The sequence below is a fragment of the Leeuwenhoekiella polynyae genome (assembly GCF_004104075.1).
Lineage (GTDB): Bacteria > Bacteroidota > Bacteroidia > Flavobacteriales > Flavobacteriaceae > Leeuwenhoekiella > Leeuwenhoekiella polynyae.
On record NZ_QOVK01000012.1, the window covers coordinates 24929 to 41454 of the forward strand.

At 36.7% G+C, this 16526-nt stretch carries 12 protein-coding genes; 6 read left to right on the forward strand and 6 right to left on the reverse strand.

The genetic code is table 11. The annotated features are described in order from the left end of the window. Position 1: 1 nt before the first annotated feature. Both DSM02_RS12785 and DSM02_RS12790 read right to left on the reverse strand, forming a co-directional pair. Positions 2 to 706, reverse strand: coding sequence for a hypothetical protein (locus tag DSM02_RS12785; protein ID WP_128766017.1), 705 nt, complete (start codon positions 704 to 706; stop codon positions 2 to 4). Between the two features lie 2 nt (positions 707 to 708). After that, on the reverse strand, positions 709 to 2823 hold the full coding sequence (locus DSM02_RS12790) for a thioredoxin domain-containing protein (RefSeq protein WP_128766018.1): 2115 nt from the start codon (positions 2821 to 2823) through the stop codon (positions 709 to 711). Between the two features lie 285 nt (positions 2824 to 3108). Between DSM02_RS12790 and DSM02_RS12795 the strand changes: the two genes are divergently transcribed. The 3 genes from DSM02_RS12795 to DSM02_RS12805 all read left to right on the forward strand — a co-directional run bounded on the left by DSM02_RS12795 (position 3109) and on the right by DSM02_RS12805 (position 7164). Then, the gene (locus tag DSM02_RS12795) at positions 3109 to 3909 is read left to right on the forward strand and encodes a 2Fe-2S iron-sulfur cluster-binding protein (protein WP_128766019.1); all 801 of its coding nucleotides are present in this window, start codon (positions 3109 to 3111) and stop codon (positions 3907 to 3909) included. Positions 3910 to 3975: 66 nt separating this feature from the next. Then, a complete protein-coding gene (locus DSM02_RS12800) occupies positions 3976 to 4968 on the forward strand; it encodes an FAD binding domain-containing protein (protein ID WP_128766020.1) in 993 nt (330 codons plus the stop codon). A 27-nt stretch (positions 4969 to 4995) separates the two neighbouring features. Beyond that, positions 4996 to 7164, forward strand: coding sequence for a xanthine dehydrogenase family protein molybdopterin-binding subunit (locus tag DSM02_RS12805; RefSeq protein WP_128766021.1), 2169 nt, complete (start codon positions 4996 to 4998; stop codon positions 7162 to 7164). A 41-nt stretch (positions 7165 to 7205) separates the two neighbouring features. Here DSM02_RS12805 and DSM02_RS12810 read toward each other — a convergent pair whose 3' ends face one another. Next, on the reverse strand, positions 7206 to 8246 hold the full coding sequence (locus tag DSM02_RS12810) for an XdhC family protein (RefSeq protein WP_128766022.1): 1041 nt from the start codon (positions 8244 to 8246) through the stop codon (positions 7206 to 7208). 370 nt (positions 8247 to 8616) lie between these two features. Here DSM02_RS12810 and DSM02_RS12815 point away from each other — a divergent pair, with 370 nt between their 5' ends. Beyond that, positions 8617 to 10455: a glycoside hydrolase family 15 protein gene (locus DSM02_RS12815; protein WP_128766023.1), complete on the forward strand. Its 1839-nt coding sequence runs from the start codon at positions 8617 to 8619 to the stop codon at positions 10453 to 10455. A gap of 2 nt (positions 10456 to 10457) precedes the next feature. On the opposite strand, the gene DSM02_RS12820 is transcribed toward DSM02_RS12815, so the two are convergent. Then, the gene (locus DSM02_RS12820; protein WP_128766024.1) at positions 10458 to 10790 is read right to left on the reverse strand and encodes a hypothetical protein; all 333 of its coding nucleotides are present in this window, start codon (positions 10788 to 10790) and stop codon (positions 10458 to 10460) included. Between the two features lie 160 nt (positions 10791 to 10950). Here DSM02_RS12820 and DSM02_RS12825 point away from each other — a divergent pair, with 160 nt between their 5' ends. Both DSM02_RS12825 and DSM02_RS12830 read left to right on the forward strand, forming a co-directional pair. Then, positions 10951 to 12066, forward strand: a complete 1116-nt coding sequence (locus DSM02_RS12825; protein WP_128766025.1) for a formylglycine-generating enzyme family protein — start codon at positions 10951 to 10953, stop codon at positions 12064 to 12066. 97 nt (positions 12067 to 12163) lie between these two features. Further along, positions 12164 to 13228 carry a glycoside hydrolase family 43 protein gene (locus tag DSM02_RS12830; RefSeq protein WP_128766026.1) on the forward strand — a complete coding sequence of 355 codons (1065 nt, stop codon included), beginning with the start codon at positions 12164 to 12166 and terminating at the stop codon, positions 13226 to 13228. Positions 13229 to 13298: 70 nt separating this feature from the next. On the opposite strand, the gene DSM02_RS12835 is transcribed toward DSM02_RS12830, so the two are convergent. Together DSM02_RS12835 and DSM02_RS12840 are read right to left on the reverse strand one after the other, a co-directional pair. Continuing rightward, entirely contained in the window at positions 13299 to 15821 is a 2523-nt protein-coding gene (locus DSM02_RS12835; protein ID WP_128766027.1) for a M14 family zinc carboxypeptidase, read from the reverse strand. Between the two features lie 292 nt (positions 15822 to 16113). Further along, positions 16114 to 16488 carry a PUR family DNA/RNA-binding protein gene (locus DSM02_RS12840; RefSeq protein ID WP_128760957.1) on the reverse strand — a complete coding sequence of 125 codons (375 nt, stop codon included), beginning with the start codon at positions 16486 to 16488 and terminating at the stop codon, positions 16114 to 16116. Positions 16489 to 16526: the final 38 nt, after the last annotated feature.

Sequence of the window (16526 nt, forward strand, 5' to 3'; positions counted from 1 at the left end):
TCTAAAAACATTGCTCTTCAATCCATATATATTTATCTACCACCTTAAAACCTATAACCGTTTCTTTGTAATCAATGTATCCATAAAAGTCTCTGAAATAAGTTTCTTTCAGAAGCCCATTAGGTAGTGAACTAGTCTCGGTTTTCCATTCTTCGTATGCAGTAACGTTTTTTAAAACAGGTAAATTATCAGCTAGTTTTGCCGTATCAATAAGATAATATAGCTCTCCTATTTTTTTTCTTTTAATTGTTTTCTCTTTAACCGACTTAAGGACAAGTTGATGAAGTTGTGTTGAACCAATCACCGTGTCATGGAGTTTCTGAAATGCATAATTTTTCACTTGATATTGAAAGTGATTTTTGTTAGAAAGAACATATTTACAAGGTATATTGATACGTTCAGCGATATCAAATTCATTTTTTAATAAAATTATATTAGCCTTAATTTTATCCTGTTTCTTAAATTGTAGGTTATAATACAAACTATCTTTTTCAGTAAGAATTGCCAGATACGAATTGTCTTTAGAATTAGTAAGCAGATATCTTTTTTGAGATCTAGTTTCAGTTCTAAAAGGGCGATGCTTAATCTTAACAGAATCCTTATACAAGATATAGTTAGTCTCTAGCATATAATCAAAGTGATATGTTTTTTGAGAAAACGACCGAGAACCCAATAAGATAAAAAGCAGTAGTAATGTGATTCGCATAATTAATAATTTTCGGTTTCCATCTGGTTTATAGCCTCATTAATGGTTTTTACGGGCAATTTACAAGCCCTTTCTTCACAAACATAGATATAGGTTTCTCCGGCTACAAAACGACTTTCAAAAAGTTCTTGATTTTGAGTTTTACTGCTTCCTACAAGAATTGTATTAGGTAAATGCATTGTATTGAATTCTGAAAGTAGAGTAGGCGTATCTTTGCCGACAACAGCTATCTCATAATACGGATAGGTCATATTGAGTTGAAGCGTAAACCATTGGGAATAATTTCCGGGAAAAGATGTGACCTTTTCGTGAATCGCCGTCAGCATTTTTTTAGATTCATTTAAATAACCCTCATTATAATAAAAGTGACCAAGCTTGAGAAGGTTTTGTGCCATTATCGAGTTTGCCGAAGGTTGAACCCCATCATTCGTGGTAATGATCTTAGATATCAATTTTTCACCAGAATTGAACTTATAAAACACAGATTTATTATCAGAAAATTTTTCTTTGGTCTGATTAAGAAATTTAGTGGCTTGATCCAGATATTTCAATTCAGTTGTTGCAGAATATAAATCAAAAGATGCTTTAGTCATAAAAACATAGTCATCTAAAAAGCCATCAACGGGCTTGCTGTTTTTTTTATAGGAATGCATCAGATTTTGAGAGATATAAGCATTCTTTAAAAGTGTGGTGTAAATTTTCTGAGCTTCGTTGAGGTATTTAGCATCACCCAGCGCTTCGTATGCATCTACCAGCCCGGAAATCAATAATGCATTCCAGGATATAATGATCTTATCGTCTTTACGTGGCAGTTGTCTTTGATGACGCCGCTGCTGCAAGTTGGTCTTCCATTCTATTTTAAGATTGATCAATTCAGCTTCAGAGATATTTTGATTCGCACAGAATTTTGAATTCGTTTCGGTTGCAAACAAATGATAGCTTTCAGATTCTACCGCATTTGATTCAAAAATGTTATAATAAGCTTTAAATAGCTCAAATCGATCTGTTATTATAGCTTCTAATTCTTCAAGCTTCCATAAATAATAAGTACCTTCTTCACCATTTACATCCGCATCTAATGCAGCTATATAAGCGCCGCTTTTTGATTTAAAAACGCTATTTAAAAATTGATAGGTCTCTTCAATACGCTCTTTATAAAGCGGCTTTTTGAATACCTTATAGGCATTAGCATACACACTTAAAAGTTGCGCATTATCATAAAGCATTTTCTCAAAATGCGGCAGTTGCCATTTTTCATCTACACTATATCTAAAAAAACCACCATCTACGTGATCGTAAACTCCTCTTAAAGCAATATTATCTAGCGAAAGGTTTGTATATTCTTTTGCTTGCGCATCGTTACTTAATGTTACATAGTCTAACAAAAAGTTGAGATTAGCCGGAAGCATAAATTTTTGCTGTCCTTTTAAACCACCATACTTCAAGTCCCAATTTTCTTTTAAAGTATTAATAGTTTCATTCAGTAATTTTTTTGAAAAAAAAACAGTTTCCTTTTTGATACCAAAATCATTTTTTTCCTGGATACCAGCAGCCAGCCGACTTGCAAATTCAGTAGCTTTTTCTGGTTGTTCTTTATAGGTTTTAGAAAGAGCGTTCAAGAGTTTAATCCAGTCTGCTTTTGTGTGGTAAGTACCGCCATAAAGAGGCTTTCCGTCAGGTAAAACGATTATATTAAGGGGCCAGCCTCCACTACCTTGTATAAGTTGCACTGCCGTCATATAAACCTGATCTACATCAGGGCGCTCTTCACGATCAACTTTAATGTTTATAAAATTTTTATTCATTACCTGAGCAACATCTTCCTGCGAAAAAGTTTCTTCCTCCATAACATGACACCAGTGACATGAAGAATAACCAATACTCACAATGACCAGTTTGTTTTTAGATTTAGCTTGCTCAAATGCGGCTTCACTCCATGGTTGCCAGTTTACGGGATTGTGCGCATGCTGAAGCAAATAAGGACTAGTTTCATTTATAAGCACATTAGTATGCTCAAAATCAGAAGTTAGTTCTTGACTAAAAGAATCTACAGAAACTAACAAGATGTAAACCCAAATTAACTGGGTAACAAAATATAAAGCTGATTGCTTATACATAAGTATTTAGAATATTTTCAAAATTTCAATATTAAATCTCAATCTACAAACAAAATGTTTTCTTTTAATTCTGAAATACAACACATACATTCAAAACTACCGATTTATTCAAATATTTATGAATTCATATTAATTTCCTTAAGAGACATTTAGTACTGTTTTCAACCGAAACATTTGTTTAAGTAATAACTTGTAATTGATAGTTTTTTCTTCTGAAATGCGATGTATTGCATATCTATTTTGAAGCAGTTCAATTAACTATCTTAAAACTACAATCTATTGCTTATGGAAAAGCTCAACAAAAACGCATCTCACGAAAATGAAAAATTAACAGAAGATGAAGAACAGATTTTAAATCAGCTAGGACTTTTTGGGGATTCAAGAAGACGATTTCTAGGTAAAGTTTCTGCTGCAGGAGTCAGCGTTATGGCTTCATCTTATTTTACTTCAGAATTATTCGGAAACACTACAAATGCAGATTTGCCTAAAGCATTAAATGCTTTTTTAAACGAAGTCGAAGTAAATCTTCACGTTAATAACAAAGTAGAACCCCTTACTCTAGATTCCAGAACATCATTACTAGATGCACTACGCGAACACTTAAATTTAACAGGAACAAAAAAGGGATGTGACCACGGTCAATGTGGAGCTTGTACTGTGATGATAGACGGTAAGCGTAAGCTTTCTTGCTTAACTCTCGCAGCTACTTGTAAAGACAAAGAGATCACTACTGTTGAAGGTCTTACAGATAATACTGAGTTGCACCCTATGCAACAAGCCTTCTTAAAACATGATGGTTTTCAATGTGGTTATTGTACGCCGGGACAGCTTTGTTCTTCTTTAGCTTTATTAGAAGAAGCTAAGAATGGAGAGGCTAGTTATGTAACTAAAGATTTTACCAATGTCAAAAGCGATCTAGAACTTTCTGAGGAAGAAATCAGAGAGCGTATATCTGGTAATATTTGCCGTTGTGGAGCTTATAATAATATCGTGCAGGCTATAAAAGAAGTACAATCTGGTGTTGAAGAAAAACCAAAATGGAAGTTTGCTACTACAGAGCAAATGAATGAGGCGAGCAATTCTTAAATCTATTTTTCTTCATCCTGATTAATGTCTCTTGAGTTTTCAAAAGACAGATCAAAAAAACAAATTATGAGACCATTTACATATACTCAACCGGAAACAATAGAAGAGGCTTTGACTGCTTCTGTAACTAATACTGATTCAAAATATCTGGGAGGCGGAACTAACCTTGTTGATTTGATGAAAGAAGATGTTGAAAGACCTTCACAAATCATTGAAGTGGCAGATCTGGATTTTAATACAATAACATCTAACGAGACTGGTGGTATTACACTAGGCGCGATGCTTAGTAATTCAGAAACCGCAAATCATCCTGATATTAGAAAAAACTATCCGCTGCTGTCTATGGCCATGTTATCTGCTGCTACGGCGCAGATTCGTAATATGGCAACAAACGGCGGTAATTTATTACAACGCACGCGTTGCCCTTACTTTTTTGAAGTATCAATGCCGTGTAACAAGCGAGAGCCGGGCAGTGGTTGTGGTGCATTAGAAGGGGCTAATTCAAAACATGCCATTTTTGGATGGAGCGAAAGCTGTGTAGCGACTCACCCTTCAGATATGTGTGTGGCCCTGGCAGCATTAGAAGCTACAGTAACCCTCCAAAAACCAGGAGGAACCTCCCGAACTATTGAGTTTACAGATTTCCATAGATTACCGGGAGATCAGCCTGAAAAAGATAATACGATACTTCCGGGCGAAATTATCACTGCAATAGATTTACCAAACCCCAAATTTCAAACCAACTACCATTATCTTAAGATAAGAGAACGCAGCAGTTATGCTTTTGCTTTGATCTCTGTTGCAGCCGGACTTCAAATTTCCGGAGGAAAAATCACAAATATTGGTCTTGCTATGGGTGGGGTTGCTCACAAACCTTGGAAACTTATTAAAGCTGAAGCGTTCTTAACCGGAAAAATGCCAACAAAGGCCAATTTTGAACAGGCGGCTGAACTCGCTCTAAAGGGTGCAAAAACCCTTTCAGAGAATGAGTATAAGGTTATAATGGGTATAAAAGCGATTGTGAGGGCATTGGAGCAAGCACTTGCAAAAACGGCTTAGTTGTAAATCACCACAAAATTTAAATAAATGAATACAGATATATCAATAGGAACCGGAAACCCAATAGACCGTGTAGAAGGTCGGCTTAAGGTGATGGGCCTAGCCAAATACGCTTCAGAGTTTAATGTGAAGAATTTGGCTTATGCACAAGGAATCAACAGTACAATAGCTAAAGGAACAATCACAGCAATAGATACCAGCGAAGCCGAAAAACAAAAAGGAGTTATTAAAGTACTTACTTATAAGAATGCAGATAAACTGAAGCAATATGATGAAGAATTACCTGCCATTTCAACCTCAAGCATTCAGCCGGTATTGCAAAGCGCTGATGTGTATTATTACGGAGAATATGTAGGTCTCGTTATTGCAGAAACTTTTGAGCAGGCTCAATATGCCGCAAGTTTAGTAAAATATACATACAGCGAAGAGAAGCCCGATATAGATTTTGACAGTTCTCGAGCTAAAGCTTACAGACCCACAGAAAAATCCGACTATTCCAGAGGTGATGTATCGCAGGGATTGGCAGAAGCAGATGTCACACTAGAACAGATATATAATACTCCGATTGAGCATCATCATCCGATGGAGCTTCACGCGATTATTGCTTCGTGGAATAATGGAAATGTAGAGGCTTATGCAAGTCAGCAAATAATTGACGATGCAACCCTAACTATCGCAGATACTTTTCAGATCGAAAAGAAAAATGTACGTGTAATAGCACCTTTTGTAGGTGGGGGTTTTGGGTCAAAACTTCACGCAAAACAACATGTTATTTTGGGAGTCATGGCCTCTAAGCAAATAGGCAGACCGGTACAAATGACCGTTACACGAAATCAAATGTTTACCAATACCAACCTGAGACAGCGTAACGAACAAAAAATGCAAGTGGGAGCTAAGTCAGACGGGAGCTTAACGGCTTTATCACACGATACTTTATCACATACTTCAACATATGAGGAGTTTCAAGAATCTTGTGGTACGGTTACAAAGATGTTATATAAAACACCAAATAATAAAGTAACACACCGTTTGATGCCTATGAATTTACAAACTCCGTTTGCTATGCGCGCGCCAGGAGAAGCAACCGGGAGTTTTGCATTAGAATCTGCTATGGATGAAATGGCATGGAAACTAAAAATGGATCCTGTAGATTTTAGGGTTAAAAACGATACACAAGTTGACCCCAGCAGTGATAAACCTTTTTCTTCAAGATTGCTCAATGAATGTCTTAAGATAGGAGCTAAAGAATTTGGGTGGGAAGAAAGACCACAAAAACCAGGAACTAAAGAAGAAGGAAACTGGCTTGTGGGTTATGGTGTAAGTGGAGCTTCAAGGCGTGCTCCTTATCAGAAGACTTCGGCTAAAATTATTTTAGAACTTAAGGATAGTGAGGTGTTTGCAACCATTCAAATGGATGCAACTGATATAGGTACAGGAAGTTATACCATTATCGCACAGACTGCTTCAGAGTATTTAAATATTCCTGTAGCGCAGGTTGATGTAGAACTAGGCGATTCAGATTTTCCTAAAACTCCGGGTTCCGGCGGTTCTTGGGGTGCTGCTTCTTTTTCAAACGGAGCACGGGCAGCTTGTGAAAATGCTATTGCTTCTTTAGAAGAAAAATCCGGGTTAAAACTTGCTGATGCCGGTCTCGCTAAACTGATGCGATCCGGAAACCTCAATTCTTTTGAGGCTGAAGGAACGGCAGAACCTGATGAAGAGTTTAAGAAGCATTCAGTATTTTCTTTTGGAGCCAATTTTACCGAAGTTTGGGTGGATAAAGACACCGGAGTATTTAGAATTAAAAGAATGCTCAATGTAGCTTCCTGCGGAAAAATTCTAAATCCTAAGACGGCTTTCGGTCAGATAATTGGTGGTTGTGTGATGGGGGCCGGTATGGTAATAGCAGAACAAACAAAAGTTGAACCTAATTACGGTAACTTCATCACCCGTTCTTTTGCAGATTATCATGTACCGGTAAATCTGGATATGGCAAATATTGATGTGATCTTTTTACCGGAAGAAGATAAGATCGCAAATAAAATGGGAATTAAAGGTGTTGGTGAACTCGGTATTACCAGTGTAGCAGCTTCTATTGCCAATGCGATATTCAACGCCACCGGTAAGCGCATGCGTGATTTACCAATCACTCCAGAAAAATTAATACTAGCAGAAAAAGAACCCGGAGTTGCTTAAACCGTCACTTCTGATATTAAAAAAGGCTTTAACTAATTTAGTTAAAGCCTTCTATTTTGAGAAGTAGCTTGTTTACTTTTATCCCGTAGCGATTGTACTTCGCGTTTTCTTTTGAGGGCTAAAATTTCAGCAGTAACAGACAAAGCGATCTCTTGTGGAGTAATTGCTCCAATATCAATCCCTGCCGGTCCGTAAATAGTATCTAAGTTTTCTTCAAATAGTTCGGGTTTATAGTCAATAAGTTCGTTGAATAATTTTTCACGCCTTTTTGAACTTCCTAAAACACCGACATAATTAGGTTTTTTATTAATTATATTTACTAAAAAGTTGAGGTCTGTCGCATAGTTATGGTTCATAAGTACCACGGCAGATTCTTCATCAATGGTAAGCGCAGCGGCTTCCTGAGGCGTTAAATGTAGCACTTGATAAACTCCCGGAAAGTTAGCTTCGGTTTTAGGATCTTTTGGAGACGCAATTACCGTGACTTGCCAGCCCAATTGTGATGCGGTAATCCCTAACTGAACCGCATCATGTTCAGATCCAAACAAAAACAGCTGAAACAAAGGAGGCAACTTTTGTTTATAAACCAGACTACTTTCTGTATGGAATAGCTCAGCAGAAATAGAAGATAAATTGAGTTTCTCGGCATTACTTAAAATAACCTGAGTTCCCAAAGTGTAGGAGACATCATCTAGTGATCTTTTGTAAAACGATTCTAGTTTGAAGTAAGTTCGGTTTTTAAATTCTTTATTTATTTCTTCAAAAAGCGTTTCAGTAATAACTACAGGTTCAATTAAAATATAAATCACACCTTCGCAGCCCAAACGATATCTACCATCATAGGTCATCATTTTGGCTTTTCCGGTTTCAAAAACTTCTTCAGCCTGAAACAATACTTCTTTTTCAACACAGCCACCACTAACAGCACCAGTTATGACACCACTTTCAGAAATAAGCATACGCACACCTGGTTTTCGGTATGAAGAGCCATCTAAATCAACCACGCTTGCCATCACGCATTTTTGATGGTCTTTATGGTAAGTGAAAGCTGTATTGATGAGTTCTTTAAATTCGTGTGTCATTTGTAGTATTTACTCGATAATCGAGATTTAAATGCTCCGAGATTTGTCTCGTTCTAAAATGTATTGTTATGTTTAGTGCTTCGCGGGCTTACTCCCGAAATAGGTTACTCAATAATCGAGATTTATACACTTTTAGGTTTTCCTCTAATTTAAAACCTATTTCCTTTATAGCTTAAAACTTAAAGTAATTTAAATCTATTTTTTGCTTTCGCATGAGGTGTGTAGGGGTTTTTACAAGATTTTATGATTTTGAGAATTTTTAAAGTCCGTTCTAAATCAATAGAATTTACCTTTATTTTAATAGAATTGGCCGCGTTTATCAGTAATTTTTCAGTTTAACGATATGAATACAAAATAAGCAAACTTATAAATGATTGATTTTTCTGAGTACCCAGCAATTGAATCGTATGGATTGATAGGAAATTGTAGAACCTGTGCACTAATTCAAAAAGAAGGAGCGATTGAGTTTATGAGCTTTCCGGAGTTTGATTCACATTCCGTTTTTGGATCTATTTTAGATCGAAATAAAGGAGGGTATTTTGTTACAAGACCTAAGGGGGATTTTACAAAATGTTTTCAGGAATATGTATTAGATACCAGTGTGTTGACTACGCGTTTTTTATCAGAAAATTATACTGTTGAGTTCACAGATTTTATGCCTATCGGAATTGGGAAAGAAGTTCCCAATCAACTGATAAGAAAGATTGAAGTTATCCGCGGAAGCGTAAATTTTGATCTCAATATCAGGGTGCAACTCAACTATGGTAAAATTTCAACCGAAACTCAACTATTAGATAAACATACCCTAAGTTTTACAAATAAAAATTTTGACAAAGGACTCAAAGTTTCGGCCTCTGTGCCTTTAGAAAAGGGAGGAAGTACAAGAAACGAGTTTCAGTTAAATGAAGGGGAAGAGGCGTATTTTATCATTGAAAGCGATGCTGAAGAAGAAAACTATACGTATGATAGTCAATTCAGACAAACTATAGCAAATAAGCTTGATGAAACGCTGCAATTCTGGCAAAACTGGATTAAAACCTGTACTTATAAAGGAGATTTTGCGCAGCATATGAAGCGTTCAGCAATCACCTTAAAACTGTTCACAAGTTTTAAATATGGTGCAACTATTGCTGCACCCACATATTCTTTACCTGAAACTCTAGGTGGCGATAAGAATTGGGATTATCGTTATGTATGGATTAGAGATGCTGCATTTACCATGTATGCTTTTATGAGATTAGGATTTATAAATGAGGCGTCAGATTTTATGAAGTGGGTTTATGAGCGTATAGATGCAGATATAAATGGTGATGTAGAATTACAGATTATGTACCGCATAGATGGTGGGCGCGACTTGGATGAAGAAGAATTAGATCTTGATGGTTATAAAGGCTCAAAACCTGTACGTATCGGAAATGCGGCAACTGGCCAGCTGCAGTTAGATGTTTTTGGTGAATTAATGGATACGATTTATTTGTTTGACAAATACGGTCAGCAGGTGATGTATTCATTCTGGAAAAACGTTGAAAAACTTATTGATTTTGTTTGTGAAAACTGGGAGTCGCCAGATCATGGTATTTGGGAAGTACGAGAAGTAAAAAGGCATTACTTATATTCAAGATTGATGTGCTGGGTTGCTCTTGACCGCGCTATTCGATTGGTTAGAAAGCGTTCATTACCCACAGACGTTACCAAATGGATAGAAAACCGAAATCTTATTTTTAAGGATATTTATGATAATTTTTGGGATGAAAAACTACAAAGTTATGTTCATTTTAAAGGTGCTAAAACCGTAGATTCTTCATTGCTGATGATGCCGTTAATGAAGTTTATAAGCCCGTATGACGAGCGCTGGTTAAAGACCCGCAAGGTAATTGAAGATCAGCTCATCATTGATGAGGTTTTGGTGTACCGAAACCTTCACGATAGCATCCCAATAAAAAGTGAAGATCGTGAAGGCGCTTTCACCATTGGTTCTTTCTGGTATCTCGAGTGCTTATCGCGTGGTGGAGAAGTAGAGAAAGCTTCCAGATACTTTCAGAAATTAATGAGTTATGGTAATCACTTGGACCTATTTTCAGAAGAATTAAGTCCATCAGGAGCCCAGTTGGGTAATTTTCCACAGGGATTTTCTCACCTGGGATTGATTAGTACGTTGTTTTCTATAGATCGTCAAAAAGGCTCCAATACCTTTGTATTGAAAGACTGACCTTATAATAACCGACTCTTAACAGATTGACCCAATTGATATGCGTTCATTTCCGGAGTAAATTCTTCAGTAGTAGAAGGAAGCAACACCAACATTTTTGTAGAATTTTTCTGTGGATCTTTATAATAAATTCTCAGTTTATAATTCACAGGATGATCTTCATCGTGATAGTCTCCAGTTTTCAGGTCAAAACCACCATCATTAGTATAAGCTAAACTAATAATTTCGGTCTTTTTTACTTTTTGAAGGCTTTCAAGTTCTTGATTACTAAATTTATAACGTTTGAGTAATGTGTTTAAAGTCTTTAAAAAATGATTGTCTCCGCTGAATAACATAGTTTTATTTTTTAGAATAATATAAAATTATCTTTAACTACATTAATGACCAATTTTAGAATAGGAATTGGCTTAAGTTTAATAAGTAGCTTTAAAATTTAGTTAATGATGAATTATAAAAACTGATCTATTTATTTTGATAATATTAAATTTGAGCTTTATGATAATAAATAGATCCATCCACTTTTTAGTCTTGAGTTCAGTAATGCTTTTGCTTGTTGGCTGCAACAATGAAAGTGAAAAAAATAGGGAGGCAAATTCTGTTGGAGAAAAAGAACCTGTTATAGCATTAATCGTCAAACAACCCGATAGTATTGAAACTCCAAAAGATATGGTTTGGGTTTCCGGTATCCATTTTACACAAGGTGCTCAGGCCGGAGATCAACTCGCATTACCTCGGGAGAAACCAGCTCACCCGGTTGCCGTAGATGGTTTTTTTATAGATAAAACCGAAGTTACAAACGGTCAGTTTAGAAAATTTGTAAAAGCTACAGGCTATGTCACTACTGCAGAGCAACCTGTTGATTGGGAAGAAATGAAAAAAACCTTACCTGCCGGAACTCCAAAACCTGCAGATAGTATATTCAAACCCGGTTCTTTAATTTTCAATAGAAATGTAGCTAGCGTAACAGATCTGAACAATTATACGCAGTGGTGGGAATGGAAAATTGGAGCTAACTGGAAGCATCCGCAAGGCCCGGAAAGTAACATAGAAGGAAAAGATAATTACCCGGTAGTTCACATAACTTATGAAGATGCTTTAGCTTATTGTAAATGGGCAAATCGTCGATTACCTACAGAGGCAGAATGGGAAGCTGCCGCTCATGGTAAAATGTCCGGAGGAATCTATACCTGGGGTAATGATGATTCGGATTTAAGTACCAAAGCAAATACGTGGCAAGGTACTTTTCCAACTAAAAATTCTGCTGAAGACGGGTATTCCTATGTAGCACCTGTTGCCACTTACGATCCCAATTCATTAGGTATTTTTGACATGTCTGGTAATGTTTGGGAAATTACTCAAGATTGGTTCTCTGTTCGCTATTATAAGGATATTTTAGGTAATGAAGTCATAAATCCTCAAGGACCTTTAGAATCTTACAACCCTGAAAACCCGTATCAGCCAGAAAAAGTAATCAAAGGAGGCTCATTTCTTTGCGCTGCCAGTTACTGTGCAAGTTATCGTATTTCGGCTCGTACGCCGCAGGCGTTAGACTCTTCTACAGATCACAGTGGGTTTAGAACCGTGGCCGATATAGCGATGCTTAAACCTTAATTCGTTTTAATTTTTAAATTAATTCAAAGGATTTCGTATTATTGTTTTATAAATGTAAATCAGACACTTTTTAAAACAGCCATAAACTCCACAAAATATGATATCTAAAATTTTCAGTTTTCACAAGTATTCACTTTTAGGTCTTTTTACAGTTTTAATGATTTTCAATTCCTGTAAAAAAGAAACAGATAAAGAAGTTATTATTGAAGAAGAGCTTGCCCAAAACAAGGTAGAAGAAATGCCGTACAACAATCCTATAGTTGGGCAACGAGCAGACCCATGGGTTTATAAAGATACTGATGGCACCTACTATTTTATTGCTACAGCTCCTGAATATGATCGTATTGAAATTAGAAAGGCAAATACCATTAATGGATTAGGAACAGCAGAACCTCACGTTATCTGGACCAAACATGAAACTGGAAATATGGGGCATCATATTTGGGCTCCCGAGTTGCATAAAATAGATGGTAAATGGTATGTGTATTTTGCTGCCGGCGAAGTTGAAGATGTTTGGAAAATACGCATGTTTGCACTTTCTACAGATGCTCAGGATCCTACAGAAGGTGATTGGGTAGAAGAAGGTCAAATTGCTACAGAACATGATTCTTTCTCACTTGATGCGACATCTTTTGAACATAATGGAAAGCGTTATTTAATATGGGCACAAAATATAACCGAAGGAACATCACTGGTAATGTCTGAGATGGAAACACCTACAAAACTCAAGGGGCCAGAAATCATCATTACCAATCCAGAATTTGATTGGGAGCGTATAGGATATATAGTAAATGAAGGTCCGGCAGTTCTTAAGCGTAATGGTAAAATATTTGTTACGTATTCTGCAAGTGCAACAGATTCTAACTATGCAGTAGGCTTATTGTGGGCTGATGAAGATGCAGATTTGATGAATGAAGAATCTTGGAACAAGTCTAAAGAACCGGTCTTTTATACTAATGCTGAAGTGAGACGTTTTGGGCCCGGACACAATTCCTTCACAAAATCTGAGGATGATCAAAAAGATGTTATGATATACCACGCCCGTGTTTACGAGCAAATACGAGGCAATTCGTTATATGATTTCAACAGACATACCCGTGCACGTGTTATAGGCTGGGACGAAAACGGTTTTCCTGATTTTAGACAGGATGCTCGTGACTAATAATGTACTTAAAATAAAAAAAGCTCGTGTAATTATCTACACGAGCTTTTTTATTTTAAGTATATGCTGTTTACATAGCTTTATTAAAGAAAATAGCATTCATAAACAGTTTTGTAGTACCATACCAGAATGCTCTAAAATTGGTATTATCTGTAAATAGGATGACATTACCACTACCGTTAGACTGCTGCACAAATGGTCTGGTCCCTTTAATAGCTTCATAATTTATATCGCTTATATAACCACTTACTAAAGGTTCATCAGTATATGTTATAGGATTTTTATAGCTGGTATCATCAGTCTCTATAAAGAGTGTTGTATCTCTAAAAAGATTAATTTCTGAAGAGTCATATCCAAAAGCAATAGGGTGGGAGCGATCTATTTTTGCTTTGAAAATAGCACCACCTATAACCTGAGCTCCATTGAAGTCTCTACGTTGCTCAAAAGTTACATCAGTCGCAGGATTTTCGGTTTCTACAGTTGTGAAGTCAATTAATCCCTGACGTTTCATCCAGCGAGCAGCATTTTTAAAACCAATGAAGTTTCCGCCACTGCGAACCCATTCACTAATTTTATCAGCGCTAGACTCGTCTATACCGCCACCCCAGCCACTTGTAGGCATTATGAGTGTTGTGTATTTAGATAGATCAGTCCTACTTAAACTTCTAGTGTCTAGTTTTGTGATGCTGATGTGGAAACGGGTGTCTAAAAGATGCCAGATTTCTCCGGCGTCCGTTGCGTTAATTCCATCGCCAACTAAAAGTGCTATTTTTTGAGGCTCTAATGCGATAAATTTTCGGCTTCCTAGATCAATTCCTTCCGTTAGGCCGGTTTTTACAGGATTTATGGTAAGATGTGCATCTTTAGCTACTTTATCTAAAAATTGATTTAATTCTTCGGCATTCATTTTTTGATTCTGTACAGGAATCATCACCGTCCCATAATCATAAATAACTCCTCCTGAAGTAAAAGGTTGTATCCCAACTTTAGCACGTAAACCTGCATTTAAAATAGCGTTTAATGCCTGTGGAGCGTAATAATCTCCCCACGGAAGTAAATAAGCATAATCACTTTTGGATAGCGTTAAAGGTGTTGGGAGCGACACGCTATCTATTTTAGTACTAGCCAAGCTTGCTGGCGCATTCTCACTAAAATCAAGATTGAATGCCAGCGGAAAACTCCAGGCAGAAATGTCATAGAAAAGACTATCTTCAAAAGTGGTACGCTTTTCAAACATGCCTTTAAGAAGTCTGCTGTGTTTTTGATTTTTAGGCACCACATAGCTACTATTCTTGTCAAATTTTAAATCTTTTGATTCATAATCTTTATCAGCTTCATAAACTGAAATTTGATGACGCTGTAGTAACTGTGCTAAGTGAGCTGCACGAGCAGGATCATTTTGACTACCAAAAATATAGGCATCACCACCTGCTTCTGATCTCGAGTTAGCATAGAAATCGCGTTGATAATTAAGAAGTTTAGTACGCATGGCTTGTGCTGCTTCAATAGTTGAAAGAAAAGCAGTAAGTTGATTTCTTATGGTAAAAGGAAATGTAAGCAATCCGTTGTCTGTTTCTTGTATGTGCCCGCGTGAACTGGCTTGTTCAAAAAGAATACCTATACTACCGTTAATATCAGGGAAAGTTGAACCTTTTCCGTAGTAAAAATCATCGTAATCTTCTTCGGTATAATAAAACGAACCAATTTTATCGAATGCTGCAGCGTGGTACTTACCAATCTCTGCGGTTAATTCTTGATTGAGTTTAGGAGTCAAAGGATGCGTACGACTCTGAATTCCCGGTTGAAAGAAAAACGAAGAGTTGCTACCCATCTCGTGATGATCTGTTAAGATGTTAGGATGCCACGCGTGATAGGTTTTAATACGTGCCTGAGATTCTGGTAATTCTGCCGGAAGCCAATCGCGGTTAAGGTCAAACCAATAGTGATTATAACGCCCGCCAGGCCACACTTCACGGTATTCTCTATCCTGAGGATCTGAAGTAAGGCTTTGATTTTTATTGGTATTTGCCCAATACGAGAAGCGTTGTAACCCATCAGGATTAAAAGAAGGATCAAATAAAATCACCACATTTTCTAACATCGAATCAATGGCGGGCCCTTCTGCAGCAGCTAAATAATAGATAGCTAATAATCCTGCGTTAGAGCCGCTGGCTTCATTACCGTGAATACTCATCCCTTGATAGGTGACAATAGGCATTGAATCTGTGTCTAAGCTTTCTGAGCCGCTATATGTAAGTGCTGCATGTTGATTTTTAATTTCAGCAATATTCTTATGGTTTTCGGGTGATGTAACTGTTAATAGCAATATAGGCCTGCCTTCAAATGTTCTTCCGCGGTTTTCAATAGCAATGCGAGGAGAGGCTGCAGCCATTTTTTCCATATAACTCACCAGCAAATCATGGCTTACGTGCCACTCACCGGGAACATAGCCCAAAAGCTCTTTTGGAGTGGGAATCTCGGGATTGTAACTTACATTATCTGGTAAATAATAATCTAGTGTAGGATGCGATACTTGCGCATAGGTAAAAGGAATAAACAGGAGTAGAAAAACTCTAAGTAGCATTTGCTTCATATTCTTTATGAAATGATTTATTGGCACTGCCAATGGGTTTAATACTCCGAGGCTTGCCGCGAGATTGAAAATTTGTTTCTAACGAAACTGCCTCGCGGGCTTGCCCCGAGGTAGTTTACGAACGATTTTAAAGATATCAATTTTAAATCTAAACCGTTTTTCCATTTATACTAAATGCTTAAAAAGAGTAACTAGTATAGCGTAATTTATTATTCAAAATTCTGAATCCTTTAAATTGAGGTATAAAAAAAGCCGCAAATAATGCGGCTTTAAAATCTAAGTTGTCAATTTTTTAAATATCGTCAAAACTTACATCAGTAAATGCTTTTGCAGATTTTGTTTCAAAAACCGGCTCTTTGTCCTCTTCTTTAACATAATCGCTCTGGTGACGTTCGCTAATTACTTCTTCTCCTTTTTCATTAAGGATGTAGCTGGTCATTTCATTTAAAATTTCAGAGAAACCATCAAAATCTTCTTTATAAAGATAAATTTTGTGTTTCTTGTAGTGAAAGGAACCATCGTCATTTGTGAATTTTTTACTCTCGGTAATGGTTAGGTAATAATCTCCTGCACGTGTAGAACGTACATCAAAAAAATAGGTGCGACGCCCTGCTCTTAACACTTTCGAGAATATCTCATCATTCCCCTTCATTTCATTATTGCTCATAATCTTGGTTTAATTAATACGCTTTATTCTGTCAAAAA